The sequence below is a fragment of the Dulcicalothrix desertica PCC 7102 genome, from assembly GCF_003991905.1.
GTDB lineage: Bacteria > Cyanobacteriota > Cyanobacteriia > Cyanobacteriales > Nostocaceae > Dulcicalothrix > Dulcicalothrix desertica.
Genome location: NZ_RSCL01000062.1, coordinates 1 through 24,195, shown reverse-complemented (window position 1 = coordinate 24,195; position 24,195 = coordinate 1). Strand labels below are relative to the sequence as shown.

Sequence of the window (24,195 nt, the reverse complement as noted above, 5' to 3'; positions counted from 1 at the left end):
TACCTAATTGCTCTCTAAAAATAGTTGCTCCAAACTCTCGCTTATCCACGAACGCAGGCGCCCCCCCTGAACGGTTACTAGATAGATTACCGTTAATTAGGTTTACACCATCTAAATATGCAAGAGTTAAGTTAGAACCAGTAAGGTCTGAGCTATTTAAATCAGCACCTGTTAAATTAGCACGAACTAAATTTGTATGCCTTAGCTTGGCTTTTACAAGATTAGCATTACTAAGATTGGAACCGCATAAATCAGCACCAGTAAGGTCAGCATCACTTAAATTCACGCCCTCTAGATGATTACCTCTAGCACCTTGAGACAGAATATCCTGAATTAAACGCAACTTATAATCTGATTTAAAATCTTTAGAATTTAAATTGTCATCACCTGAAAACTCGATATATTCCACAGGAATACCTAGTACTTCTGTTAGTTTTCCTTCTTCAATTAATTTTTTAAGCTTTTCTAGACCTTCGTAAGAAGCTTCTAGTGTAAGTTTTATACTACCAGATTCAATATTGATAATTGTTAAACTTGCATCTTCTGAAAACTTTTGTAAGTGAATTTCCAAAGCCCTGAGTAATTTTTCATCAACAGAATCAATTGTACCAGTCAGGACAAAAGTTGCTTTACCTTTATGATTTATATCTGTCTTACATTTTGCTTTATTGGGGGTCGCATCTGTTTCTTTACGGTCGTAATGCTCTGTAATATAAACTTGTTTAGCTTGAATATAGTGCTTGCCGATTCGTTCACTGTAATTACCACTTTCTGTTTTTATATCACGCTGGTTCGGTACTTTTTGTTCTGTCATACTCAACACATTAGTAGTAATTAGCAGCAATTAGACAAGCTATCAACTATTGAAGTACAAAATTATACTTATATTCCCTTGCTTTACTGCCTTCGTGAGCAGCACACCAATAAAAAAATAGAAGCATAATTACTCAATAGTGTACGCAATCCTTTTTTAGTATTATATTTGCGTACTAATACCAGAGTAACTATCATAACACATGTAATATTAATTACATGCAGTTTGTGATTTGCGTCATTATACTAGATTATTGTCTTAACTTTTTACTCTTAACTGTATAATAAAGTGAAAGCGGCGCCTCGACCCATCACAACAAAGCACATGACAGAAGTTTTACACTTTACAGGGTTTATTAAAGGAGTAATTTACCGAACTTACTTAGCTGACAAGTTAAAAAAGATAAATCTTGAAGAATTTAATGTCAATAAGTCCCCCAAATTTGGATTAATTAAGTCTCCTATTACAGAAATAGCTTACTCACAGTGGGTATCACCAAAAAGAACCAGGAGTTATCCGTTTACAAGAATATACAATACATACGGCGCCTCAAAAGTCATAACAATAATCCCAGTTATCAAAGATGAAGGTAAAGATGGTGATAGAGATAGGATTCAGTATTCAACCATATCATGGATGAATTTGCTTAATATTTATATTGTACTTGCGTACTACGAAACGGCTGATAAAAGCAATAAAAAGGGACAGGCTGATAAACAGAAGTTAACAAACCAAAAATTTAATAACGAATTTGTAAAATCTCAAATCGATGAAATTTTAGCATACCATCAAAGCGCGCTTCATTGGAACAAAAGCTTATTTGAAGAAAGGTTTGTAGAAATTTTTGAAAAGGCTCTTGACTCTTATGATTCTATTTCTCAACAAACTGGGGTAGAAATTCATTTTCGGCAAGGAATGAATAGTTATTTAAAAGCAATTATAGAAGAATTCGAGGAATTTAAAAATATTTCTCTTAAAGGTTCTCAAAGTGCGAGTAAAAGGGAAGCTCTCACATCCCACGAGCTAGAGTATTTAGTCGATGGGTTAAAAGCTACCTTCAGTGTTGAGAATTACTTAGGAGGAGTTTATTACTTAACGCCAGATGAAATATTTCATAATGGAGATACGTATATAATACAAGAGTCTAAAAATACTTCTACAGACGCACTACCCAAAGTTTCAGATATACAAGATGGATTATTTAAGTTAATATTATTTTCCAATCTTGATTCTTTAACCCTTGATGGGCAACCAGTATCATTTATAACCAAGCTCAAATTAACAGGTAACAATGTCATTGGCGCCATTATACTCCCAGACGCTTCACCAGCAGAACTAGAATCATTTTTAGATGCTAATTCAAAAATATTCAAGAAAAACCAAAAAGAAATAATTAAAAAACTAGCTTTAGAAGCAGAACATAATCAAAATCTTAAAATTGAAGTGACTCGTAATATTACTTAAAATATGTAATCAGTTAATTATTATATTATCATTGTACTATTAATTTTATATTCAAATGCTAGCCTACGAACGTATATATTATGCCAAAAGCTATGATAAAAAGTCCACTGCGTTACCCAGGAGGTAAATCAAAAGCTATTGACCAGATAGCTGAATATATACCAAATAGTTTCTCTGAGTACAGAGAACCCTTTGTAGGTGGTGGTTCTGTCTTTATATACTTAAAACAACAGTTTCCTCACCTCAAGTTTTGGATTAATGATTTAAATCGCGAACTGTTCCTGTTTTGGAAATTTTCTCAATCTCACCTACCGCAACTTATAGAAGAAATACGTCGCATCAAAGATAAATATACAGACGGTAAGCAATTATTTGAAGAATTAACCAAAGTAGATGTCAACAAATTATCTGATTTTGACAGAGCGGTGCGCTTTTTCGTCCTCAACAGAATTACCTTCTCTGGCACCGTTGAATCTGGAGGATTCTCCGAGCAAGCTTTCCACAAACGATTTACAAAATCATCTACCGACCGCTTAGAAAGATTAGAGAGTATCTTAACAGCAGATGTAAAAATTACCAATTTAGATTATAGCGAACTATTACAAGCAGAGGGTCAAGATGTATTTATATTTTTAGACCCACCTTATTTTACAGCTACTAAATCCAAGCTTTATGGTAAATCTGGAGATTTACATATCTCATTCGAGCATCAAAGGTTCGCAACACTCGTACAAAACTGTCCACAACGCTGGTTAATAACCTACGATGACTCACCATTTATCAGGGAAAACTTTAAATCTGCCTACCTGAACGAGTGGGAATTACAATATGGAATGAATAACTACAAGCAAAACGGCGCCAAAAAAGGCAAAGAATTATTTATCGCCAATTATAATGTAAACAATAACGAAAACCAACAAGCATCAGTACAGTTGAGTTTAGAGCTTTTATTTTAGGTTATATGGAAAACCTAACCCCCTAACCTCCTTCCCTACGAGGGAAGGGGGAACAAATATACTCCCCTCTCCTCGCAGGTTCCGGGGTTGGGGAGAGGTTTAAACTCAAAAAATAGTACCCTGTTGTGTACCAAGACAAAGACGTAATTCCTGTTCGGCGCAGTGATGAATTAAGTATACAAACAATTCACACACAGGAAAAACGATTATGACATCTACATTTAACACAGCCGCTCAACTTCAAAAGCCCGTACTCAAAGAAGGTTCTAAGGGTGATGCAGTTAAAGAGTTACAAGGACTACTACTAAAATATGGTGCATACGTAACAATTGGCAGTTCCGGCGCCTGCGTATTCCCAGGAGAAGAAGTAATTGATGGTAACTTCGGTCCCAAGACCACAGCCGCAGTTAAACTATTCCAAGCACGGATGTTTTTAGTACAAGATGGTATCGTTGGCGATAGAACTTGGCGTTCATTGTTCAAAGGCGCCCCTGTTGATATGCCTAGCTTAAAAAAAGGCAGCAAAGGAGACTTAGTTAAAGCAGTTCAACAAAGACTATCAATTGGTGGTTATGAAGTTGGCGCCGTTGATGGTGACTTTGGTAATCGTCTAGAGAAAGCTGTAAGACAGTTACAAAAAAATACTGGCTTGCCTGTTGATGGTGTAGTTGGCGACCGCACTTGGTTTGAATTGAGCAAAATTAGTACAATTTTCTGCTAAGATTTTCACCTTATATAAGATAGCAGGCGCCAACGGTTAATATCAATTTAACAAACATAGAATTTGTAATAAAAAGCGCCTCCTAATATATTGGAGGCGCTATATTTATATTACCTTTTCAACCAATTGCAATGGATGATTACGCAGAGACTTCCCCAAGGTTAACTTTGACTACCTTATTTTTTTCTGCTTCACTCTTAGGTAGTGTCAAATTTAAAATACCGTCTTTGTATTCTGCTGTTACGGCTGTATTTTGGATGCGCGCACGTAATGGAATTACACGTTGGAACTTACCGTAATAAAATTCGCTTCTGGTTTTACCGTTATCTTCAGTCTTAGTTTCTGTTTTGCGTTCAGCTACTATTTTCACTGCGTTTTCGGTAACTTCTATATTTACATCTTTGGCTTCAACACCAGGTAATTCTAATTTTAGATGTACTGCTTCGTCTGTTTCGTGCAGTTCCGCAGCAGGTGTTCTAAATGCAGGCGCCTGAAATTCTTCAAACAATGAATCTAATTGACGAGTCATTGCATTCATTTCTTGCCAAGGGTAGTAACGTGCTAACATTTTGTGTTGCTCCTTCTCAAACTTGTTTAATTAATTAGTTCGGTTTATTGTTTCGTATGTCCTTATAGTAATAAAGGCTAAAATAATTGGAAATACGGTTTCTATCACTTTTACATTTATGAAAACCGACCATTATTAATGGAATATTTAGAAGTAGTGTAAATACGAATAATATTAGTACGGTTAACTCAACCGAGGCACCGAATTAACAAATAAATACTAAATTGTCAATTGATTATATTTTTCCACAATAACCTGTATCATTAAGCCTAAACATCGTAAGCTTTGGCTCATTGCTATAACCGTATGCATTTACAACTTTTTTCGTTATTCCATCAAATGTTAAGTTAATAATATATTCTTCTGTGTCAGAGTCAAAATACACAAAATTATAGTTCTGAGACAGCTAACCTCTGTTGGGTTTTTTCTAATTCTTTACGTGCATCTTGAAGGTCTTTTTCTTTTCTCGTACTGCCTCCTTCTTTTTGTTTTAATTCTTGCTCGTAAAGATTTATACTTTGTTTAAAATCTTCAACCGCTCCAGACGTATCCTTCTTTTCACGGCGAATAATAGCGCGATTGAAGTATTCTAAAGCACTTTTTGGTTCAACCGTGTAGTTTGGCTCTTTCCATTCACTTCTATCCGCAATTCGATAAACGTCAGTAGTACCTTTGCGTACTACTTTTGTTATTAGTTTTTTATCCGTAAGGTCTTTTAAAGCATAAGGTAGAGCAGCTTACCCAAGTAAGTTTCTACATAGCGCAATTCAAGGTAAATGGAAACCTAATTCTCTCAAGAATCTATAAGGTTTATAACCAATTAGATTAAGCAGTTAGCGGTTGCTTAAGGAGCATATTTGGGCGCAACCGCTTTTTTATAAATGTGGTTTACTTCTAAGAGTCAGAGCAATGCGACGGGAAGTAAAGTATTTAAACACAATTCTGGCAAGGGCGCCCCATGCAGGGGCTTACAATCATTCAACAACTCTTACTGTGTAGCCTTTGCTACATTTTTGTACTAATATCCATGTTTTGGCTTCTGGTTCTAGAGCAGGCATAATACGAAAGTTAAAAACATCTGCCCAAGTTTCTACACCGTAGTTGTTGGCAAACTCATACTCAAGTTCTTTAAATCGTGACCAATCACGGTCACTAATTGCGTTAAACATGGGAATTACCGTACTTAGCGGTATAACAGCGGCTGTTTCAGTCATCTAAATAACCCTCAAAAATACAGACTATTGGTAAAAGGCTATCTTCTTCTGTGTCTATTATCTCTATTAATCGCTTACCTGTGTTTCTGGCAATTCGCTTGCAATACTCCTCGGATGCGGCTATAGACCAATCTCTTTTTTCCGTAACTGGGTCAAATTTGCCTTTGGAACGCTTTATCCCGTCCGAATGCTCGTTGTTTTCAGTCATGCACTCCCCCAATAAATTACAGATTTTAAGATACAGCCTCGGATGGCGCCACCGCAGTTTACATTCATAAAATTTTATATTTATGTGTGTCTAACTCGTAAATTATTAGTTACTATAGTAAAAATTCCAATTTTTAGGATAGTAACTTGTGGTCAAAGTCGATACGCCCACACTAGAGCAAATTTCTGCAGGTCTAATTAGGGTTAAGGCGAAACAAAAACCCCTTTACCCTTACCCTCCTGACTTGCAAATGGGTTACGACAAGGTGGTTCTGGCATTTTTAATGAGTGGTAAACCGGATTTGGCGCCAGCTAGTGTACCGGAGTTTTACGAACTTTGCGAGCAACCCTTGTCTGAGTGGGGAGTGGAAATTGACGACGAGATAGACAGTGACGAATCTCTACTTTTTTTTAGCGAACCCACAGAGTTAACAATTGAGTTAGCGGAAGCTTTCGGTGGTAGTGTACTGAGCCAAGAGCAGGGTAAAATTGCCACTAAGTTACTGCAACACTGCCACTCGCATCCACAAGGGATACAAATTTATACAAAATTCCGCAGGTTTATTGTTGAGCATCCTGTGCTGTCGAACCAAGAGTTTGTAGAAGCTAAAGGGAATTTTGGACTTGGTGTTGGCTTGTCGGAATTACTAGATGAATGCTACGAACCAATACCGAGTTGCCACGAGTTAGAGGGAAATTTTTATGCTTGCCCATACTGCTATGCGCTGGCAGGAATAGACTTTTCAAAGCAGGTAATTGCAAATTCTTGCTGTAACCGCTGTCCACCTGGACGCAGGTTGAAGCGTAAAATAAAATTACCAGACAACTGTTTAAAATTGAAGCGTAGTATCGAGCGCTTTTGGTTTTACCCAGGACGCGCGGAAATTCAGCTATACCAAAAGTTGCTAGATATAAAGCTAGATGTTGAACTTTACCCAGAGCGCGACAGCTATGATATAAAAATCAAGTTTAATGATGGTGAGGTATGGGCACTCGATTTAAAAGATTATTCAAACCCTTATTTATTAGTAAGGAATTTGGGTGATGAGCCAATACCTAGCGAACCCGAATGGAATGTTGCATATATTGTTATTCCTGCGGAACGCAAAAAAGACCGTCCTGCTTATCTAAAAGAGCTTAAATCAAAATGGCGATGGGAAAATGTTAAACCCATCTTCGATGATGCAGTTTTTGCACTGGCTAAAAAGAAAGCGGGTTTAGTTGAAGATTATTCGGAGGTTAGTGAGGAGTTAAATAAGGAGACTACACAAAATAAAAGTCCCACCAAAAAAAAGGGTACTCATACATGAGAGAAACAAGGTCTTGGCGCCAAAAAGCAGCACAATCCTTACAAAAAACAGATTTACATAAAGACCAAATTGAAGCGTTACTCGATTTGGAGTTATGTCTATTTGCCGTCGAAAAGTTAGGTATTCAAGCAGAAATTGAAACAGCAATATCTGTATGGCTGCTTATATCCAATCGATTTTACCTATTTCCACGACTAGCTGAGTTAATCCAATCTGAAGGAAAAAGAACATTATTTAATCTCAGACAGCTAGTACCATATTTAACAAACGAAGATGCTACCGAAAGATTAATAAAAATATACAACCAAATACCTTCAAAGTATCGAGCATACGATGTTGATAACAAAACTTATCGATTTTCCCAAAAATCCATGCCTTCAATATGGGGCAACCGTTTTGAACGTTTTGAAGAATTACTTAGTAACAAACTAAAGTATCGTCAACGTACAGTTAAATATGCCTCACCAGGTAAAGAATATAGCTTTAAATCAGGAGAAAAAACTTATAGTGTAAGACTTCCACAAAATTTACCTACATATCAAGGAAGAGTCATATCGGTACACCGCGATAAAAACAAAGCTATCTCTATTACCAAGCAGGAAATGCAAGACGCAGCCAATATTTTAGATGAACGCTGCAAACAAGACCATAAACGGCGCCTGCAAAACATCATTATTGAGCATTTTCAAGGAATGGGTTATGTAGAAATAGATACAATTGTATTCGATAAAGTTAAAAACTTAGTTGGACTATTAAATGCAGGTAAATCAACCCTAATTGAAATACTAACTGTAGCGTTAGCAAACAAAAAACATAGAGTTGGCATTGTTTTTAACGAAGTTGTAACTTGTCTAAGAATGGCAAGTCTACTTAAAAAAGTTGGTTTACGAGTATCTGTAGTAGTTGGTCAAAGAAGTCGAGGTACTCACCTTGAAAACTGGCATGGTGTAAACGGTGGACTGGATGGTTTTACCCATCTATCAACAGCTTGTCCCCTAAGCCAATACTTTCAACCCGAAAATCCTCCTTCTCCTCCATGCTTTGATTTGAGAGAGGTAAAAGATGACTCAAAGGATGATAGTGAAGACGACAACGACAGCAACAGTAAAGGAAATGGTCCAAAAGTTTGTCCCTTGATAGGTCAATGTCCGAGACATCGTGATGCAAACGAACTCGCAGACTCAGATGTCATTTTAACTACAGTCGCAGCAGCCATATTTACTCGTCCGTTACCCCACGTCAGTCCGCAGTCAATTACCTACTACGAATTGATGTACCGCACTTGCGATGTTGTATTTTTCGACGAATGCGACAAAGTACAATCTAACCTCGACTCAACATTCTTACCTGCGATTAAACTAATCGAAAAAGGTAGTAATGGATTTCTCGACCAAATAGTAACATGGACACGAACAACCAAACTGCGTAATTCCAGAAACGACTTGCGGCAACTTACCTTTGGGCAATTTAATCATGCGCTGCAAAATGCTGATTCGCTTGTTGATAATATCTGTACGCAATTACAATTATCGCCCGACGAATCCGAGTGGCTAGCAGATAAATTCTTTACTTGCTCATCGCTTGCAAGGGACTTTGTATTACAAATTGCCAAGGCTGAAGGCATAGATACTGACTCCGAGACTTTCATTCTAGATAAAAACCCTGTATACGAGGAGTTATCCAAATTCTTACAAGGCGCCTGGAAAGAATCCTGGCTTGCTGAGTATGCAATGAGACTTAATCATGAAAACTATCAGGAACAGCAAGATACAATTACCAAGATACAAAATGAGCTTACTAAAAAAGGTTGGTTAAAAGCAATCAGCGATAAATGGGGATTTTGCTGCAAGTTCGCATTATTCCTTAAATTAGTTTTGTTCGTGTCATATTTCCAACAATCAATCAAAGCTGCATACGCACTCGAACAACAAGTTGATGGCGCCGACGAAATTGTTTTCTTCAACCGCATTCCACGAGACTTTTACGGTCTAATACCAGGACTAGCATCTGGTTTAGTTTGTGGCTTCAAACTCGAACGGCAGGAAAATCAATTAAAACTTTGGTACTTCCAAGCACTCGGACAAGGACGCTGGCTGTTAGAAAACTTCTCTAGTGTATTCGCGGACGAAGGAACACAAGGAGCGCACGCTTTATTACTCAGTGGTACAAGTTGGGCAGGTCAAAGTCCTATCTATCATGTAGATAAACAAGTAGATTACTTACTGCGTCCAAGAGTTAAAGAAGCGGTAGAAAGCATTGCAGAAAGTAGTTTTCACTTCACAGAGTGCTACTATCCTGATGGTAAACCTGTACGAGTTTCCGGAGCAACAGACAACAAAGAAGAAGCGCTGTTACAAATAGTACGTTCGCTGCTTCGTTCAACCGATACCATGCAACGAGACTTTGACGCATTACCCGAAGATAGAAAGCGTTTAATTTGGTACGTCAACAGTTACGAGCAAGTAGATTTTGTTTACGAAGCCATTGACAGTATTGATACAAGCTCATACTGGAAAGACCGAGTAGGAAAATTAACATCGCGTTCCCCACTCGAAGATATAGACGAATCCTTGATTCCTCGCAGTAACGTAGAGAATTTTGCAGACACAAAGCTAGCAATTTTACTAGCACCAATAAGCGCAATTGGACGAGGTAAAAACATTTTAAACTCAGCAGGACTAAGCGCATTTGGTGGAGCATACTTTTTAGTGCGTCCACATCCTGCACCCGATGACCTGGAATATAAATTTAGACTTGCATTATGGAGAGAAAGAAAAGCCATAGTATCTGAGAGAGAAGGCGACTTTATTGAAGTTTGTAACGCTTGGAAAAGCGAAGGTTATGGTATATTTCTTAAAAGTCTTGATACCGAACTACGCTACTCCTACAAAGGACTATCCAAAGAAGTACGCGAAGGACTAATTTGGAGTTTAATGGTATTGACCTGGCAAGCAATAGCTAGAACAATACGCGGCAACCAACCAACTTTAATTCGTTTCATCGATGCAGCATGGGCGCCGAACCTAGCCCTTAAAAAACCAGAAACCGAAAAAGATTCCCTACTCAAAGGATTCAAATACGTTCTACAACCCTACTTTACCAAAACCAGGACAGGCTTTGACGCGCGCGACATAGCCCTAGTTCGCTCACTTTATGAACCATTCTACCGTGCATTGGAGAAAATACATGGCATCTAGATCTAATTCTATACAACTGTTTGCAGTACAAATACCAAAGAAAATCGTACTTCCATTTGACTTGTATGCATTGACTTTCCCCAAAGATTGGAAAGACTTATTTTGCCAATTACAGCAGCATAAACATGGTAAAAATTACATCTTACCACCAATAGAATGTCTTAACCAAGCACTTACACATTCAATCGACCCAGACATTTTATTCCATTCTCCAAATGTATTAAGAAAGACAGCACCTGCTAATTGGCTTTATTCCAAAACTAACGAAATATCCACAAAAGATATTGCTAGTACTACCAAAAATTGGTTAAATATCTCATTTAAAGATTTAAAGTCTTTGACAGCAGATGAAAGCCAAAAAATTAATGCGCTATCTAGTAAAGATTTACAATTTCATCAAGTTCAACTTCCAGAACCTGTATGGAGTATTAAAGATGGTGAACTACAAATTGACCCTTTGTACTACAGCCTGATTCCTTACCTAGTAGCAAGTGCAATAGTAGCAGAACCGTTACCTTTAACCCTTCCCAACAGCGATAAAATATTTGAAACAATACAGTTTTATGAATGTGTAGCAGAAGAATCTAACGAGATAGAACTGATTAGCTGGCCAGCCGTAATAATTACAAAAGATAAAAAAAAGAAAAACAGTAAAGAGAAAGAAAAAATCTCGCATTACTACTCTTTCTTACTAACCTTTTCACTCCACTACAATTCTGAAGGAGAACCTTATCTTAATTGTGATTACGGTATTCGACGTTGGGTTAGTTGGGAGTTAGAATATCTAAATTCAGGTAAAACGGCTTATGTTAAACATAAACAATCTCAAAGATTTGTACCATCTAAGTTAAAATATATGGGAAAAGATAAAGGAATCGATTTTGAAGGCAATCTCGTACCTTTATTTAATATCCTTAACTTCAAAGATAAATTTACGGCTAAAGACGTACTCAAAACACCCTATAGAAATGATAATTTAGTTTGGGGTGTAGTTTATGATAATACAATGTCATACTCGCATTTTAGCGAGGATGGACTATTCCCGATAGACAATGAAATACTTCATAAAGCTTGTTTAGAGCGTATACAGAAAGTGCTTGGTCAAGAGTTTGCACCTGTAGAACCTTATTTACGTTGTGACTCTCAAAAACTACTAGAAAAACCTTGTAAGGAATATGATAAGGTCAAAGAATTTATCAAGAAGCATTTTGCCACTCCCAACTTAACTCCACCATTTTACATTCCGCCGAATCTTGAATTAGTATTATTATCACAGAGTAATGAAGCATCTGAACTAATTCGTCCGCTCGCTAAAAAATACGGAATTAATGATGTCACTATACATAGTCTCGGTGCTTTGGGTGCAGAACTATCTGGGAACAATTGGAAAAACGACTGTGCTAACAGAATTAAGGAATTCCAAAAAACACTTCCTTCATCACCACCAAATAAAAAAACACTAACCTTAATTGAAATACTACCCAAAGAACACTTTCGGAGAAGTGCTGAAAAAGACCCAAAACCATGCTTTCGTCCCGCATTAGCAAAGCTTAATAGCGTTACCGACCACTTTGTACCAAAAGATAACAAGGATATTGCTGACTTCCTAACGGCAGAAGCATTAAATAATGAAACTCTTAAAATAGAAGTAGCAAAAGCCGCTGCCAAAGAACAGGGTAAGTTCGTAAAAAAGAAGTCACTAAAAAGTAATTTTGCTCATTGTATAGAATCATCGCTAAAAAGTGGATTATCAATGGCAGGCGCCTATACTTATCCAACATTTGAAGCAGAAAACTCATTTACAGATACTGCAAGCGTCGGTGTTTACAAACATCATTACTATACAGGAGAAATAATTAAATACCTTCCTGTAGCAGTACGTATGGATAAAAATGGTATCACTGCTAAAGCCTTTGGATGTGATGAATGGCTGGATTTTTACATCTTCCAAATACAAATGGCTGATGGTCAGTTTACACCTGTAGAGTTCAGCAAAAGTAAAATTCAAAATTGGGTGTTTAATAACTTATTCAAAGAAACGAAAGAGCCAACATTATACTGCTTTGATGCTGCCAATTTACGGATGGCAGGTTTACCTTGTTTGCAAAAAAAATACTGGAGAAAGCACCAACTTGGTTTTGATATTTCAGATAATCCCAAAATTGAAAATATCACCTTGCTTCCCATTGAGCAGTATCCGCATGTGCGCGTAGCCAGCATAATTACACCAAGCACCAGCGAAGTTCCTATTTACCGTGTTTGTGATGAAAGCGGAGAGTTTCTTGGACACACCGCAGGTGTCTTTCATCCCTTATCAAAAGGAGCAGAATGCGGATATTATTTTTTGAGTAACCAACGCCCTGAATCTCGCAGCGACGGTATTCTCAACCAAAGTAAATTAATACCGCTAGTCAAAAAGAGAGGTCAAAACAAAGGAGAACCCAAAATGCCAAATCCCCAAGCTCAAGGATACAATCCCCGTGGTATTTTACTTAACCTGACACTTCAACCAGGGGATAGCTTTCAAGATTGGGCGAGCTACGTTCAATGCCTACGACTTTACGGACTAATTCAATACCTCGATGCCACAAATTACCCCGCATCCCTGCACCTTGCTGCTGGACTTGGCGCCTATAAACCAATTCAAGCAATTAGAAAACCATAACCGAAGTTTGTTTTTCGCTTATACACGCATGGAAGTACTATAAAAGTAAAAGTACTATAAATATGTCTTACAACATGTACTTAGGGCATTCAAAAACGTGAAATCAGTAGAGTTATTTACAGGCGCCGGGGGTTTGGCGATGGGAACAGCGAAAGCTGGTTTCCATCACTTAGCACTTGTGGAACGCGATAAACATAGTTGTTACACTATCCGTGAAAATCAACAGCGCTCTAATAATGCTGCTAGTAACTGGCGCCTTCACCAAATGGACGTAGCGGATTTTGATATCTCTACTATTGGTAAGGAAATAGACTTATTAGCTGGTGGTCCACCTTGCCAACCTTTTTCAATTGGTGGCAGACACGGCGCCCATCTTGACGAACGAGATATGTTTCCCCAGTTTTTTCGGGCAGTACGCGAACTACGTCCCAAAGCCTTTTTAATTGAGAATGTACGCGGATTACTGCGTCAAAATTTTATCAATTATTTTGAGTATATAATCTTGCAGCTTACTCACCCAGAAGTTTTACTTAATGATAATGAGTCTTGGATTGAGCATGTGGCTCGGCTGGAACGTCATCATAATGGCGCCGTTCCCGATGACCTTGAATATAAGGTTACTTATAAATTACTAAATGCGGCTGATTATGGTGTACCGCAAAAACGCGAGCGAGTTTTTATCGTTGGCTTCAGGTCTGATTTAAACATCAATTGGTCTTGGACTGAACCGACTCATACCGAAGAGGCGCTTATTTGGGACAAATGGGTAACAGGTGAATATTGGGAGCGCCACAGTATTCCAAGTAGCGCGCGTCCAGATTGTAACCCAAAACTACGTGCGCGCTTACAAAAAACTGGCGCCAGCTTATTAGGTAGTATGACCGCTCCTTGGCGTACCGTCCGGGATGCTATTTCTGACCTACCCAACAGTCATGCAGCTTCATCTATACCCAATCATATTTATATTCCAGGGGCAAGAAGTTACCCAGGACACACGGGTAGCCCCTTGGATGAACCTGCTAAAACACTCAAAGCTGGTGTACATGGTGTTCCTGGCGGAGAAAACATGCTTGCTTTACCATCAGGAGAAGTGCGTTATTTTACAGTACGCGAGGCAGCAAGGTTGCAAACTTTCCCCGATGACTATTATTTTCCCTGTACTTGGGGTGAGTCGATGCGTCAAATTGGTAATGCGGTTCCCGTCAATCTTGCTTATATTATTGCTTCTAGCATCTACAATCATTTGCAGTTTGTTACAGCTAATAAGAAAATTGTAAATGCTGTTTAGTGATATTACTCATGCCCTTAGAGGTTTTTCAGGCGCCTGCCACTTTACGCAACGAGTTAATTGAATTTCAAACTAGACAGCGGTGCTATCCACTTGCAGAACTTGAACAGTTGAAAGAGGAATTATCTGGTTACGTTGGTGTTTATTTATTATACTACCGAGGAGAGTTTCCTTTGTATTCAGGTATTAAAATTGCTAACCAAAATTCTTGCTGTATGCCAATTTATATTGGGAAAGCAGAAAATCCAGGTAAGCGTACTGGTAAAGAAAATGTAACAGGAGGATTAATTGGGCGTTTGAGGGAGCATCGAAGTTCAATCTTAAAAGCTACAAATCTTGATGTTACGGATTTTGATTTTGAAGTAGTGGCAATGGCAGTAGATTTGGTTGCTTGGGGTGAAGCTATATTAATACGTCACTTCCAGCCCGTTTGGTGCAGTATAATTTCTGGCTTTGGTATTCATGCTCCGGGTAAAGGACGGGGAGCGCAGATGCGTTCGATGTGGGATCAAATACACCCAGGACGCTCATTTGCAGAAAAGTTATCCCCAAATCCAGTTACAATTGAGAGTTTACAAACACAAGTGACACAACATTGCCAGAATGTAGCTACGCGGTTGGGATGTCCAGTAGAAAATGAAGGTTAAAAAGTAACATAGTATTACCTCTCACCGGAAAGCATTGCGGAAGCCCATAGCGTTATAAAATGATACAACATAGTTTAAAATTCATATATTTTGAGGTATATAATGAATGCTGAAGAATTTCTCAAACTTTATGAATCAGGAGAACGAGATTTCTCCAAAATTGTTTTAAAAGGTGTTCAATTAAATCACCTTGACCTTAGCAACATTAATTTAAGTCAAGCTTGGCTTGAATCTACTTGTTTGATGGGGACAAATTTAAGCAATGCGAACATATAGCGTTTCCCAGTCAAATGAGGTATAATACCTAAATTAAGGTAGTGCATCTTAAAAAAGTCAAAATGAAAGCATACTCACTTGACCTACGTCAGAAGATAATTGATACGTACTTAGAAGGTGGAATCTCGCAACGTCAGCTTGCAGAAAGATTTAAAGTAGCTTTAAGCTTTGTTCAAAAAATACTTAAACAGTATCGAGAGACAGGAAGCATAGCTCCTAAAATAAGGATACAACAAACTCCACCAAAGTTAAACGAAGAACAACTAAATGTTCTTAAAAAAATTGTAGAGGCAAATAACGATGCTACTTTGGCGGAGATTCGTATTTTATTGGAACAAAAAACAGGAGTGCTGATTGGTCGTTCAACAGTAGATAGAATGTTAAACAGAATGGAATTCACGGTGAAAAAAAAACATTGCACGCGGATGAAAAGGAAACTGAAAGAGTTCAGTCATTAAGGGTAAAATTTTGGGAGCGAAATGCAAGCGGTATCTCCTGAAAACCTTATATTCATTGACGAAGCAGGCGTAAATATATCTTTAATAAGACGATTAGCACGCGCGACCAAAGGTCAAAGAGCGCATGGAACTCGTCCTCAAAAACGTAGTAAAAATGTCTCAGTAATTGGCGCCATCGGATTGAAGGGCATAATAACCAAGTATAGCCTTTTAGGCGCAACTGACGGACTTACGTTTGAAGCTTTTATCTCTCAAAATTTAGTTCCGCAACTTTGGGAAGGAGCTTGTGTCGTAATGGATAATTGCTCTATTCATAAAGGTGGAGAGATTGAAAAATTAATTGAAGCTGCTGGGGCTAAGGTAATTTATTTACCACCATATTCTCCTGATTTTTCACCAATCGAAAATTGCTGGTCAAAGATTAAAAGCATATTACGTTCTATCGGCGCCCGAAATTATCCAGATTTAGCACAAGCTATTGAAGCAGCTTTTAAGAAAGTCTCTTTAAATGATATTCGTAATTGGTTTACTCATTGCTGTTATTGTACCTCACTAGACTAGGAAACGCTATAAGCGATGCTCATATAAGGTTCTGCTACCTGGGTTCTGCCAATCTAACCAATGCTAATTTGAGTAATTCACAAATAGAAGTAACTAACTTTAACGAAAGTAATTTAACTAATGCTGATTTAACCAAAACGCTTCTTTGTGACTCTAGTCTAATTAGAACAAATTTAACTGAAGCGACAATACAGGAATGTAATTTTAATGGTTCTTTCTGTCGCCAAGCAATTTTTACAAATGCTTATTGGGATTGGAATTACGCAGACGCAATTTTTCACGAAACTATATTACCTAATGGAGATATCGAGAATTATCACTATGATATCAGCGAAGATGTTAAGTCATTACAAAAACGCTATGACTCAGGAGAAAGAAATTTCACGTTTGAATTTTGCAGCTTAGATTTGACAGGAATTAGCTTGAGAGGTAGTACTCTATATTTCATGGGACTTCCAGAGTCTCAATTGCGTTATGCTGACTTAAGAAATTGCAATTTTCAAAGCTCAAATATTCAAAGAAATTTTTTTGATTTTGCTGACTTAAGTGGTGCTGTTTTCAAAGAGGCAGGTTTAGCAGATAACTCCTTTGTTGGCGTTAATTTAAGTGACGCAAGTTTTAAAGGAGCATATCTATATGAAGACAATGGTCACGGGTGTTGTTTTGATGGCGCCATCTTCTGTAGAACTATTATGCCAGATGGAAGCATTAGAAATAAAGGATGCTAAAAGTTTGTATATAAACATTTTAACCACTATTAAAGCTTTTATAGTCAGGCGCCTGTATCATCGTGGACAGTGACACTTGACAATCCGTAGAAATACTTCTATACGTAGGTGCCTCTACATTCATTTTAAGAGCGAATATGAACCAGTTATTTCCTTTTTTTTCTCTACGCAAATAAATATAGTATAATAATTATCTAATTATAGCAGTATTTATGCGAGCAAATAAACCGAGTTTTGCCTCTTTTAGACGATAATAACGTTCATAATGCTACCAAGGTTATATCATACTAAATATAAAGTTGTATAAAAAGATAACGTAAAAGCACTACACACTTCGGGATGGGCTATGACAGTATGAATACACAAGGACAAAGAAATTGCATCCACCTAAATAAATAAAAAATGAATTTTAAACATATTTCTGCTTTTGCTGGTTTAATTACTGCGAGTGTTTTGGCTGTATCTGTATCTCCTGCTCAAGCTTTTACTTTCACGACTAATTCTACTTACAATAATAATCCCAAGGAAGATATCTTTTTAAAATCGGTAAAGCTAACCGATGGTACTGTAATTAACGATTTTGCTTTGGTGAATAAAGCTAAAATTGTTCAAAACGATATTTACACAGGTGGCAATAGTGGCGCCGCTAGTTCAGAAAAAGGAGACAATGCCCAAGGTATAAATGTTGAAGACCCTACAAATCAAAATCTAGTTACCAGCTTAGGAAATCTCAACCTCAATAATATTATTGACGACGAAGATACAGGTTCTTTCAAAATAAACCTTGGCTTTAACAAAGCGTTAGATAAACTATTTTTCTTTGAGCGTGGAATGAACAGTGATTTAAGTGTTCAAGCTCTTGATACTAATGGTAATTTAATCGGTAATCTTTTAACTCTTTCTCGTAACGATTCAAAGTATGCTGGTTACAGCATTGACACTACTGAAATTGATGGCGCCCAAGAAGTTGGTTCTTGGGGTGTAAGTCTTGCAGATTTAGGAGTTTCTAGTCCTATCAGCCGTATTCAGTTAACATCTCAAGCTTCATTCAATGGGCCTGATTTTAAAGTCGTTGGTGCAGTAGCAAAAAGCACTCCTGAACCAACTAGTTTAGTAAGTATTGGTTTAGTATCAGGAATCGTCGCTCTCTTAAAGCGCCGCAAAATTGCTAAGTAACGATATAGCAATTAGGTCAATGTATAAGTATGGCGCCCACCCTCATTTTGCTCCCCCTGAGTACTTGGATAGGCGCCGACACCGAAATTATAGAGACGTTGCTGTGATGCCCTCTCTACTTATAAGCAACCAACTAAGGGCAAGCACACCTTGGGTTTCACTTTTTCAATAACACGCTCCACCGCTTGTTCTGGTGTAGGAATATTTACTCCTGGGATAAGCTGATTTACTATGCTAATGTAGCCACTTATCTCGGCTGTAGCACGAGCAAACTCAGAAAATCCTGAGAATCCAACGTCAAAAATACAACCTTCCATTAGGTCTTCTGTTACCTTCGCTTGGGTGCAGGCTTCGCGAGCTTTCTGCACCTGACTAGAAGATAACATATTGAGCGTTAAATATTTATCAGGAAACGCTAGGTCAGTGTAGTTTTTAGTTGTTTTTCCAGGTGGATAATCAAACAGGGATTCATTAGGTTTGACACGCCAGCTATTTGCAAATTTTTTGTACATATTATCAAAATACAGTTTCTCAGAGGCATCTAATGCACCTGGAACTCGCAATCCAACAAGGTTTAACACTTGCTTAACATCGCCATAACTAGATCGAGTCTCAGAAATACTGGAGCCACCACGAATCTGTAAATCATCATTGGGATTTCCATTCACATTACCTAGCAATCCACTATATTTTCCTGAACGATTGTAAACGAAGGGTGAAACATTCAGAAACGCCTGGGTGCCAGAACCTCTTGGACTAATGACAACATTTTCGCCACTTGGAGCATGAATCACATAATTATCAGCCTGTTTTGAGATAGAGCCACCATCAGGTAAGCTTAATTTGTCGTTCTTGAGAGTTACAGGTTTCCCATTTAACCTCAAGGGTGTGCTGGTGTTTCCATCTGGTATATCTCGTGTATATAAAGCTACACGGTTTTTGCCAGCTTTTACTGCGATTGCAGTGTTAAGAGACATCGACGAACCAAAGGGAGAATGGCGTTCTTGTACTTCAAACGAGCCATCGTTAGATTTAATCAGGATGGCTTCACCCACCGTTTGTAGACTATAAGAAAAGCCATCGATGGTTGCAATATGTGGGTCACCGTAGCTTTTGCCCCCTCGCTGTTCACATTCAGGGCGGTTGGGACGATTGTTTTTACATGGTGTTTTAATACCCATCAAGACTTTGATTCGGGCAAGATTACCTCCAATTTCGGGTTCTTCAGCAATAATTTGATTAACGAAGTCTCTTGTCGCAGTGATTGCTAAGGCTTCTGCTTCCGCATAGTTAGCTCGCTCCCTTTCGTCTTTATTGAGTCCATTTGAGCAAATAACCGCTGCACCATGACGCATTTTTCCTTTGGGCGCTTTACAAGATGCAATCGGACCAACACCCATAAAATAACCAGAGGTGAGAAATTTGATATCGCGTGAGCCTACTAAGCGTGGGTCTAAGGCGCCTGGATCGCTAGGTTTTTTTGCGGGCATAAAACCGGGTGGTGGATTTGGCACAACACTTCTGCCAAGACGAGCATCAATTTCTTTGTTCCGGAAGCCTAACTCCACCCAGTTGCTATGAGCATAAAAATCTTGTAAGGAATGCAAGGCTTGACCCAGGAGTCGTCTAGCTGTTTTACCTGCTTCCACGTTGGCATTGTTGTCGCCATTTGCAGAACAATTACAGTCTTCTTTTTGATTTACTGATCGTAATGCATCCACAACGCCTTGTTTAAGTGTTTTTAGGCGAGTCGAGCCGAGTTCAAACAATTCATTGTCAAAGTGATTCTGAGGAATATCAAAGTCTTCTGAGGTGCGCCAACTTGATCCTGGTTTTAAATCAACACTCCGGTTTCCTTGATAAATTTCTTCGATTGCTTCCGAGGTAAATCCTAGTTGTTTTCCATCTTCATCGATAATTGGAGAATTATCAGGAGTTGACCAGGGGCCTGCTAAGGTAGATTCTGTAATAAATCGATGCCCTTGCCCCTGTTCATCGGGTTTAAAGCTAATTGTGGAAGGTCTTAAAGTTTCAATTTGGCTAAATTCTTGGAACGGAGATATGGAATAATTATCTGGTATTTTTGCCATTACTGGGAAAAACATTGTGCCTAACAGAATTGACACAAAACTCACAATTACAGTCAGCCAAAATCTAACACTACGCATAAATCAACAGTCCTAATAAATTCAATCATTTAATGACTTACACTTAATCGATATATACTTACAAGGCAGGAATTTTTAGAACTGGAATACAATATTACTATAATTTACCTTCAGATTGACACAAAAACTCTGAAAGTAAGACAAATTCAAATTTAAGCAGCACATGCTAGAATAAAATTAACTTTATCCCTACTAGGAGTAAGCCGAATATTTTAACAACAGCACAAATTAATACTATAAATAGGATAATATTTCACCCTAAAAAATTGTTAACATTACTAATAGGATGGTTTGCCGATTTCAAACCAATTATTAACAGTCTTAGTCACTACTACAATAAGGTAAAAGGAAGAAAGTTTATTTCACAAGCTCTCCAACTATTTTTAATATTCACTTATTTCCACCATAATGTACTAGTTTATTGCACATTTATACAGAGCCGTATTGCTCTATTGCTTTAAATGATACATCAACTCGCTTAACATGACAACAAAAAGTTTATTAAATTATGAAACTAAGTTTTTTATTATACAAAAATAAGCGTTTAAATTTGTCATTGAGTTTCTTTGTTGAAAAACGTTTAATAATTATATAACTGTGATATACAAGTTCAGCCACTTAATGGAAGTGGTATTTAAATATTGTGTTGTGGATGGCTACACTATGCTAGTCCGCGTTTGGGAGTGTCTAAGTTGTAATATTCGTCACGATAAAGCATGATGACGACAACATCCGCATCTTGCTCCAAGGCGCCGGATTTTCTCAAATCAGACAATAATGGTCGTTTATTTGTGCGTGATTCTACTAGTTCAAGGGTCGGCTGACAATGGATATTGTACGAGTTAGCACGATATTGATTATTACCTTTGCCGATTGTAATGAGGTAAAATAATAGTCAGTCAATGAAGCATTTTTTTGATTGAGATAGGGGTGGGAGCATCATTGGAACAGAAAACTGGGTAATCGCTTAAAAGTCTTATTGTATAGGAATTTTATTGAAGGTTGTAGTAGCTCTTAGGCATGAAATAGCATTCGTAACCTCTTAAGGGTGATGGGCATAAATACTTTTGTAGTATTCGTGTAACAACGCTTAATCCAGTTTTGTGCGCTTTGCATGACCTTTTCATGTAAGACTTGGATTAAACAAGTATTACTTATGAAGTAAGACATGGCAAAAATGCTTAATTTTAGATGCCCTAGCGACCTGCTAGGAGCAATAGACCAGTTAGGGCAACAACGATATCCCGCAGATAATAACAACGGATGCGACCGCTCTAAAACTTTAATTGATATCATTGCTGCTGGTATAAAGGTATTGTCCGATGGTTCTATTGAAGTCTCCGTTAGTAAGACAAGTAGTAAGACAATTTTAACAGAAGAACTTAAATCGGTAATTAAAGATGAGTTGCTGTCTGAATTTCAAGAAGTCATAAAACGTGAACTTACAGGTGTAAAACAAGAAGTAGACGAGAAGCTCGCTGCATTTTGTGAGCGAATAAACACAACTGAGCAGTTTGAATCTACACCCAAGTCTAAAAAAAAGGCGCCAAATTTATTAGTTCCTGTAAAAGGCGCCGAAATACCAGCACCCGAAGAAAAAGCCCCCAATAAAAACCCTGCTCAAAAAGCGAATACCTTAACTGAAGTTGATAAAGAAGTAGTCAAGCAATCAGCGCTTATACAAATTTGGTTGCGAGTTGAGAACAACAACAAATTTATTCGGCGCAAAAAGAAAGTAAGAGAGTATATCGAGCGCAGTTGTTTGTCTTATTATAACGCTCAAAAAGTTACGCCTTCAGGTTATGATTACCTTGTTACCATTTTTTATGAGAATGATGAAGACTTAGATAAACAAGTTTATGACTTATTTCGGGAAATGGACTCAATAGCGGATATGGATTACTGCTTTATCGAAGTTGATGCAAGTGAGGTTGGTACAGATAGAAGGTGGTAATTTACTTATATATCATAAAAGGTCATCAATATGGTACAACAAAAGCTTAATATTAATCAACTTAAAGAATATCTTAAAAATCGTTCTCAAACGGAACTAATCGATGATATTACCGAGATGTTTAGAAAATTTCAGTCGGTTAAAGATTATTACCACATTCAGATTTATCCTGAAGACGAGAAAGAGATTGCTACTAAATGTAAAAAAGTTATCTCAGATGAGTTTTTTCCATCGCGAGGATTAGGGCAGGCAAGACTTTCGGTTGCTAAAAAAGCTATCTCTGAATACAAAAAGCTGTGTACTTCAGATGTAGCTTTAATTGATGTTATGCTTTTTTATGTAGAGCAAGGGGTAAAATTTACCAGTACTTATGGCGATATTGATGAATCTTTCTATATAAGTATGGAAGGAATGTATGAACAAGCATTAGGCGCCATTATTAATCCTGAGTTAAAAGATATCTTTCGAGAACGGTGTCGAAAAATTAAGTTAGATGCGTCTGGATTAGGATGGGGCTTTGATGATGCTTTATGCGAAGCTTATGAGTTTACTTTTGGTAAGAAATAGCCATAATAACTTAGAATTTTTAGATGCTGTAATGGCGCCTGTAGTTTGAGTGGCGCCTATGCTGTCACCTGGCTGTGACAACGCTATGACAATGGTTGGAGGTATATTGTCGCCTGTCGCCAGCTAGTTATAGAATAGCGTTTTTGGGGGTTTATGTTGCATTTTGAGGCGACAGGTGACAGGCGACAAATATTAGGAAAGAGTGAAAGTGTCACCGACTAATTTACCTATATTCGCATTTTCAAGCTCTTGCATAATAGCTTTCATTTCTGAGGCATTTGGTCTATAGTTCTTTAACCTAAAGTTACGATAAGCATCACGAACTTTAATGCTTATAAGCTGTTGTTCGTTCATGTACTTAATAAAAGCTTGTGCTTTGTCGCTGATATTTGAGGAAGAGTTATTATCTGATGATTCATGATTATCATGGGGCTGATTTGATGCATCTTGAGATAATAAATCATTTAGCCTTTTGATCGCAGCCTTCCACAAATTTCTTGGCAACTCCTCAATGGGTATATCATCCTCCACTTGTTCTTTATCTTGGTTTTTCGCTTTAATTTCCGCGTGAGCGGAAGCTATTATGGCATTATAAAGTTTGGCAGGATTTAACCACTCAGGGATAGTAATTTTAAATTCAGGTATTACATTACCATCTGCGTCTTTATACCCAATCAATTCTCCTTTATAAAGGGGTGCCATATCATTTGTGGATCGCAGTTTTATCTCAATAGTACCCGATTTCTTCGCATCACTAAAACCGCTCGAACCACCCGTGCCAGCATTAGTGTTGCTATGGGTAATTAAGATCATTGCATCGTGTGCTTTGCGAGGATTACCAATCACACCTTGAATTAATTTTGGAGCATTTTTAGCACATTCAGGTTGTTCGGCATAAGTGGTCAACTCATCAATAATTATTGACTCCCAAGCATCTTTTTCTGTGCGGGTTTTCCACCGCTCAAATATTGCTTCTATGCCTTCATTTATACTCACCCAGTTCTGTTCACCACCGTAGATTTCTGCTTTTAGTTTTTCTAAAAATACCCATTTTTCGACTGTGTTTTGATGAGCATGGGGGTCTAATACCATCGCTGGCTTGATTCCCCAGCAGATGAAACGTAAAAGCGCCAGTGCTGCCGTGAAACTGGATTTACCACTGCCCATGTCGCCAGACAGGGCAAACGCATCTTAAATTGGCTTTGGGCAAGGAATAGCGGTCAAGTGGGAGCGCAGAGTTTCTTCAAATACGACTA

21 protein-coding genes and 1 pseudogene are annotated in these 24,195 nt (G+C 37.8%); 15 read left to right on the top strand and 7 right to left on the bottom strand.

What is annotated here, in order from left to right; all coding sequences use genetic code 11:
* On the bottom strand, window positions 1-814 hold an 814-nt coding region (locus DSM106972_RS49575), incomplete at its 3' end, for a pentapeptide repeat-containing protein (RefSeq protein WP_148129289.1).
* A gap of 324 nt (window positions 815-1,138) precedes the next feature.
* On the opposite strand from DSM106972_RS49575, the gene DSM106972_RS49570 reads away from it, so the two are divergent.
* The 3 genes from DSM106972_RS49570 (at window position 1,139) to DSM106972_RS49560 (ending at window position 3,955) form a co-directional block, all read left to right on the top strand.
* A complete protein-coding gene (locus DSM106972_RS49570; protein WP_127087615.1) occupies window positions 1,139-2,278 on the top strand; it encodes a hypothetical protein in 1,140 nt (379 codons plus the stop codon).
* Window positions 2,279-2,370: 92 nt separating this feature from the next.
* The gene (locus DSM106972_RS49565; RefSeq protein ID WP_127087614.1) at window positions 2,371-3,234 is read left to right on the top strand and encodes a DNA adenine methylase; all 864 of its coding nucleotides are present in this window, start codon (window positions 2,371-2,373) and stop codon (window positions 3,232-3,234) included.
* Window positions 3,235-3,442: 208 nt separating this feature from the next.
* Window positions 3,443-3,955 (top strand): peptidoglycan-binding domain-containing protein, encoded by a 513-nt coding sequence (locus DSM106972_RS49560; RefSeq protein ID WP_127087613.1) that lies wholly within the window; start codon window positions 3,443-3,445, stop codon window positions 3,953-3,955.
* Between the two features lie 139 nt (window positions 3,956-4,094).
* Here the strand turns inward: DSM106972_RS49560 and DSM106972_RS49555 are convergent, their stop codons facing one another.
* From DSM106972_RS49555 to DSM106972_RS49545, 3 genes are all read right to left on the bottom strand, one after another.
* Entirely contained in the window at window positions 4,095-4,523 is a 429-nt protein-coding gene (locus DSM106972_RS49555; protein ID WP_127087612.1) for an Hsp20/alpha crystallin family protein, read from the bottom strand.
* A gap of 974 nt (window positions 4,524-5,497) precedes the next feature.
* A complete protein-coding gene (locus DSM106972_RS49550) occupies window positions 5,498-5,737 on the bottom strand; it encodes a hypothetical protein (RefSeq protein WP_127087611.1) in 240 nt (79 codons plus the stop codon).
* Window positions 5,730-5,945: a hypothetical protein gene (locus tag DSM106972_RS49545; protein WP_127087610.1), complete on the bottom strand. Its 216-nt coding sequence runs from the start codon at window positions 5,943-5,945 to the stop codon at window positions 5,730-5,732. The genes DSM106972_RS49550 and DSM106972_RS49545 overlap by 8 nt, the downstream gene beginning before the upstream one ends.
* Window positions 5,946-6,093: 148 nt before the next feature.
* On the opposite strand from DSM106972_RS49545, the gene DSM106972_RS49540 reads away from it, so the two are divergent.
* The 10 genes from DSM106972_RS49540 to DSM106972_RS49500 all read left to right on the top strand — a co-directional run bounded on the left by DSM106972_RS49540 (window position 6,094) and on the right by DSM106972_RS49500 (window position 18,250).
* Window positions 6,094-7,254, top strand: a complete 1,161-nt coding sequence (locus tag DSM106972_RS49540; protein ID WP_127087609.1) for a restriction endonuclease-related protein — start codon at window positions 6,094-6,096, stop codon at window positions 7,252-7,254.
* Entirely contained in the window at window positions 7,251-10,451 is a 3,201-nt protein-coding gene (locus DSM106972_RS49535) for a pPIWI_RE_Z domain-containing protein (protein ID WP_127087608.1), read from the top strand. The genes DSM106972_RS49540 and DSM106972_RS49535 overlap by 4 nt, the downstream gene beginning before the upstream one ends.
* Complete coding sequence (locus tag DSM106972_RS49530) at window positions 10,441-13,116, top strand: pPIWI_RE module domain-containing protein (protein ID WP_158633034.1); 2,676 nt, start codon at window positions 10,441-10,443, stop codon at window positions 13,114-13,116. The genes DSM106972_RS49535 and DSM106972_RS49530 overlap by 11 nt, the downstream gene beginning before the upstream one ends.
* Before the next feature lie 97 nt (window positions 13,117-13,213).
* Entirely contained in the window at window positions 13,214-14,404 is a 1,191-nt protein-coding gene (locus DSM106972_RS49525; RefSeq protein WP_127087606.1) for a DNA cytosine methyltransferase, read from the top strand.
* Between the two features lie 11 nt (window positions 14,405-14,415).
* Entirely contained in the window at window positions 14,416-15,051 is a 636-nt protein-coding gene (locus tag DSM106972_RS49520) for an Eco29kI family restriction endonuclease (protein ID WP_127087605.1), read from the top strand.
* Between the two features lie 102 nt (window positions 15,052-15,153).
* The gene (locus DSM106972_RS49515) at window positions 15,154-15,327 is read left to right on the top strand and encodes a pentapeptide repeat-containing protein (protein ID WP_127087604.1); all 174 of its coding nucleotides are present in this window, start codon (window positions 15,154-15,156) and stop codon (window positions 15,325-15,327) included.
* Between the two features lie 62 nt (window positions 15,328-15,389).
* Window positions 15,390-15,785 carry a helix-turn-helix domain-containing protein gene (locus DSM106972_RS55265; RefSeq protein ID WP_267901246.1) on the top strand — a complete coding sequence of 132 codons (396 nt, stop codon included), beginning with the start codon at window positions 15,390-15,392 and terminating at the stop codon, window positions 15,783-15,785.
* A 21-nt stretch (window positions 15,786-15,806) separates the two neighbouring features.
* A complete protein-coding gene (locus tag DSM106972_RS55260) occupies window positions 15,807-16,346 on the top strand; it encodes an IS630 family transposase (RefSeq protein ID WP_267901245.1) in 540 nt (179 codons plus the stop codon).
* Window positions 16,307-17,074, top strand: a complete 768-nt coding sequence (locus DSM106972_RS49505) for a pentapeptide repeat-containing protein (protein ID WP_127087603.1) — start codon at window positions 16,307-16,309, stop codon at window positions 17,072-17,074. The genes DSM106972_RS55260 and DSM106972_RS49505 overlap by 40 nt, the downstream gene beginning before the upstream one ends.
* 402 nt (window positions 17,075-17,476) lie before the next feature.
* Window positions 17,477-18,250, top strand: coding sequence for an exosortase-dependent surface protein XDP2 (locus DSM106972_RS49500; protein ID WP_127087602.1), 774 nt, complete (start codon window positions 17,477-17,479; stop codon window positions 18,248-18,250).
* 119 nt (window positions 18,251-18,369) lie between these two features.
* On the opposite strand, the gene DSM106972_RS49495 is transcribed toward DSM106972_RS49500, so the two are convergent.
* Both DSM106972_RS49495 and DSM106972_RS49490 read right to left on the bottom strand, forming a co-directional pair.
* Window positions 18,370-20,418 (bottom strand): VWD domain-containing protein, encoded by a 2,049-nt coding sequence (locus DSM106972_RS49495; RefSeq protein ID WP_127087601.1) that lies wholly within the window; start codon window positions 20,416-20,418, stop codon window positions 18,370-18,372.
* A gap of 664 nt (window positions 20,419-21,082) precedes the next feature.
* Window positions 21,083-21,223: pseudogene (locus DSM106972_RS49490) on the bottom strand (DnaB-like helicase C-terminal domain-containing protein); the annotation flags it as partial.
* A 363-nt stretch (window positions 21,224-21,586) separates the two neighbouring features.
* On the opposite strand from DSM106972_RS49490, the gene DSM106972_RS49485 reads away from it, so the two are divergent.
* Both DSM106972_RS49485 and DSM106972_RS49480 read left to right on the top strand, forming a co-directional pair.
* Window positions 21,587-22,372 (top strand): hypothetical protein, encoded by a 786-nt coding sequence (locus DSM106972_RS49485; protein ID WP_148129288.1) that lies wholly within the window; start codon window positions 21,587-21,589, stop codon window positions 22,370-22,372.
* Between the two features lie 30 nt (window positions 22,373-22,402).
* A complete protein-coding gene (locus DSM106972_RS49480) occupies window positions 22,403-22,939 on the top strand; it encodes a DUF6155 family protein (protein ID WP_127087599.1) in 537 nt (178 codons plus the stop codon).
* 192 nt (window positions 22,940-23,131) lie between these two features.
* Here DSM106972_RS49480 and DSM106972_RS49475 read toward each other — a convergent pair whose 3' ends face one another.
* On the bottom strand, window positions 23,132-24,106 hold the full coding sequence (locus tag DSM106972_RS49475; protein WP_186538322.1) for a hypothetical protein: 975 nt from the start codon (window positions 24,104-24,106) through the stop codon (window positions 23,132-23,134).
* Between the last annotated feature and the right edge of the window lie 89 nt (window positions 24,107-24,195).

Coding starts and splice junctions, on each gene's coding strand:
- DSM106972_RS49570 (WP_127087615.1), top strand. CDS start 1,139: ATGACAGAAGTTTTACACTTTACAGGGTTTATTAAAGGAGTAATTTAC.
- DSM106972_RS49565 (WP_127087614.1), top strand. CDS start 2,371: ATGATAAAAAGTCCACTGCGTTACCCAGGAGGTAAATCAAAAGCTATT.
- DSM106972_RS49560 (WP_127087613.1), top strand. CDS start 3,443: ATGACATCTACATTTAACACAGCCGCTCAACTTCAAAAGCCCGTACTC.
- DSM106972_RS49555 (WP_127087612.1), bottom strand. CDS start 4,523: ATGTTAGCACGTTACTACCCTTGGCAAGAAATGAATGCAATGACTCGT.
- DSM106972_RS49550 (WP_127087611.1), bottom strand. CDS start 5,737: ATGACTGAAACAGCCGCTGTTATACCGCTAAGTACGGTAATTCCCATG.
- DSM106972_RS49545 (WP_127087610.1), bottom strand. CDS start 5,945: ATGACTGAAAACAACGAGCATTCGGACGGGATAAAGCGTTCCAAAGGC.
- DSM106972_RS49535 (WP_127087608.1), top strand. CDS start 7,251: ATGAGAGAAACAAGGTCTTGGCGCCAAAAAGCAGCACAATCCTTACAA.
- DSM106972_RS49530 (WP_158633034.1), top strand. CDS start 10,441: ATGGCATCTAGATCTAATTCTATACAACTGTTTGCAGTACAAATACCA.
- DSM106972_RS49520 (WP_127087605.1), top strand. CDS start 14,416: ATGCCCTTAGAGGTTTTTCAGGCGCCTGCCACTTTACGCAACGAGTTA.
- DSM106972_RS49515 (WP_127087604.1), top strand. CDS start 15,154: ATGAATGCTGAAGAATTTCTCAAACTTTATGAATCAGGAGAACGAGAT.
- DSM106972_RS55265 (WP_267901246.1), top strand. CDS start 15,390: ATGAAAGCATACTCACTTGACCTACGTCAGAAGATAATTGATACGTAC.
- DSM106972_RS55260 (WP_267901245.1), top strand. CDS start 15,807: ATGCAAGCGGTATCTCCTGAAAACCTTATATTCATTGACGAAGCAGGC.
- DSM106972_RS49500 (WP_127087602.1), top strand. CDS start 17,477: ATGAATTTTAAACATATTTCTGCTTTTGCTGGTTTAATTACTGCGAGT.
- DSM106972_RS49495 (WP_127087601.1), bottom strand. CDS start 20,418: ATGCGTAGTGTTAGATTTTGGCTGACTGTAATTGTGAGTTTTGTGTCA.
- DSM106972_RS49485 (WP_148129288.1), top strand. CDS start 21,587: ATGGCAAAAATGCTTAATTTTAGATGCCCTAGCGACCTGCTAGGAGCA.
- DSM106972_RS49480 (WP_127087599.1), top strand. CDS start 22,403: ATGGTACAACAAAAGCTTAATATTAATCAACTTAAAGAATATCTTAAA.
- DSM106972_RS49475 (WP_186538322.1), bottom strand. CDS start 24,106: ATGGGCAGTGGTAAATCCAGTTTCACGGCAGCACTGGCGCTTTTACGT.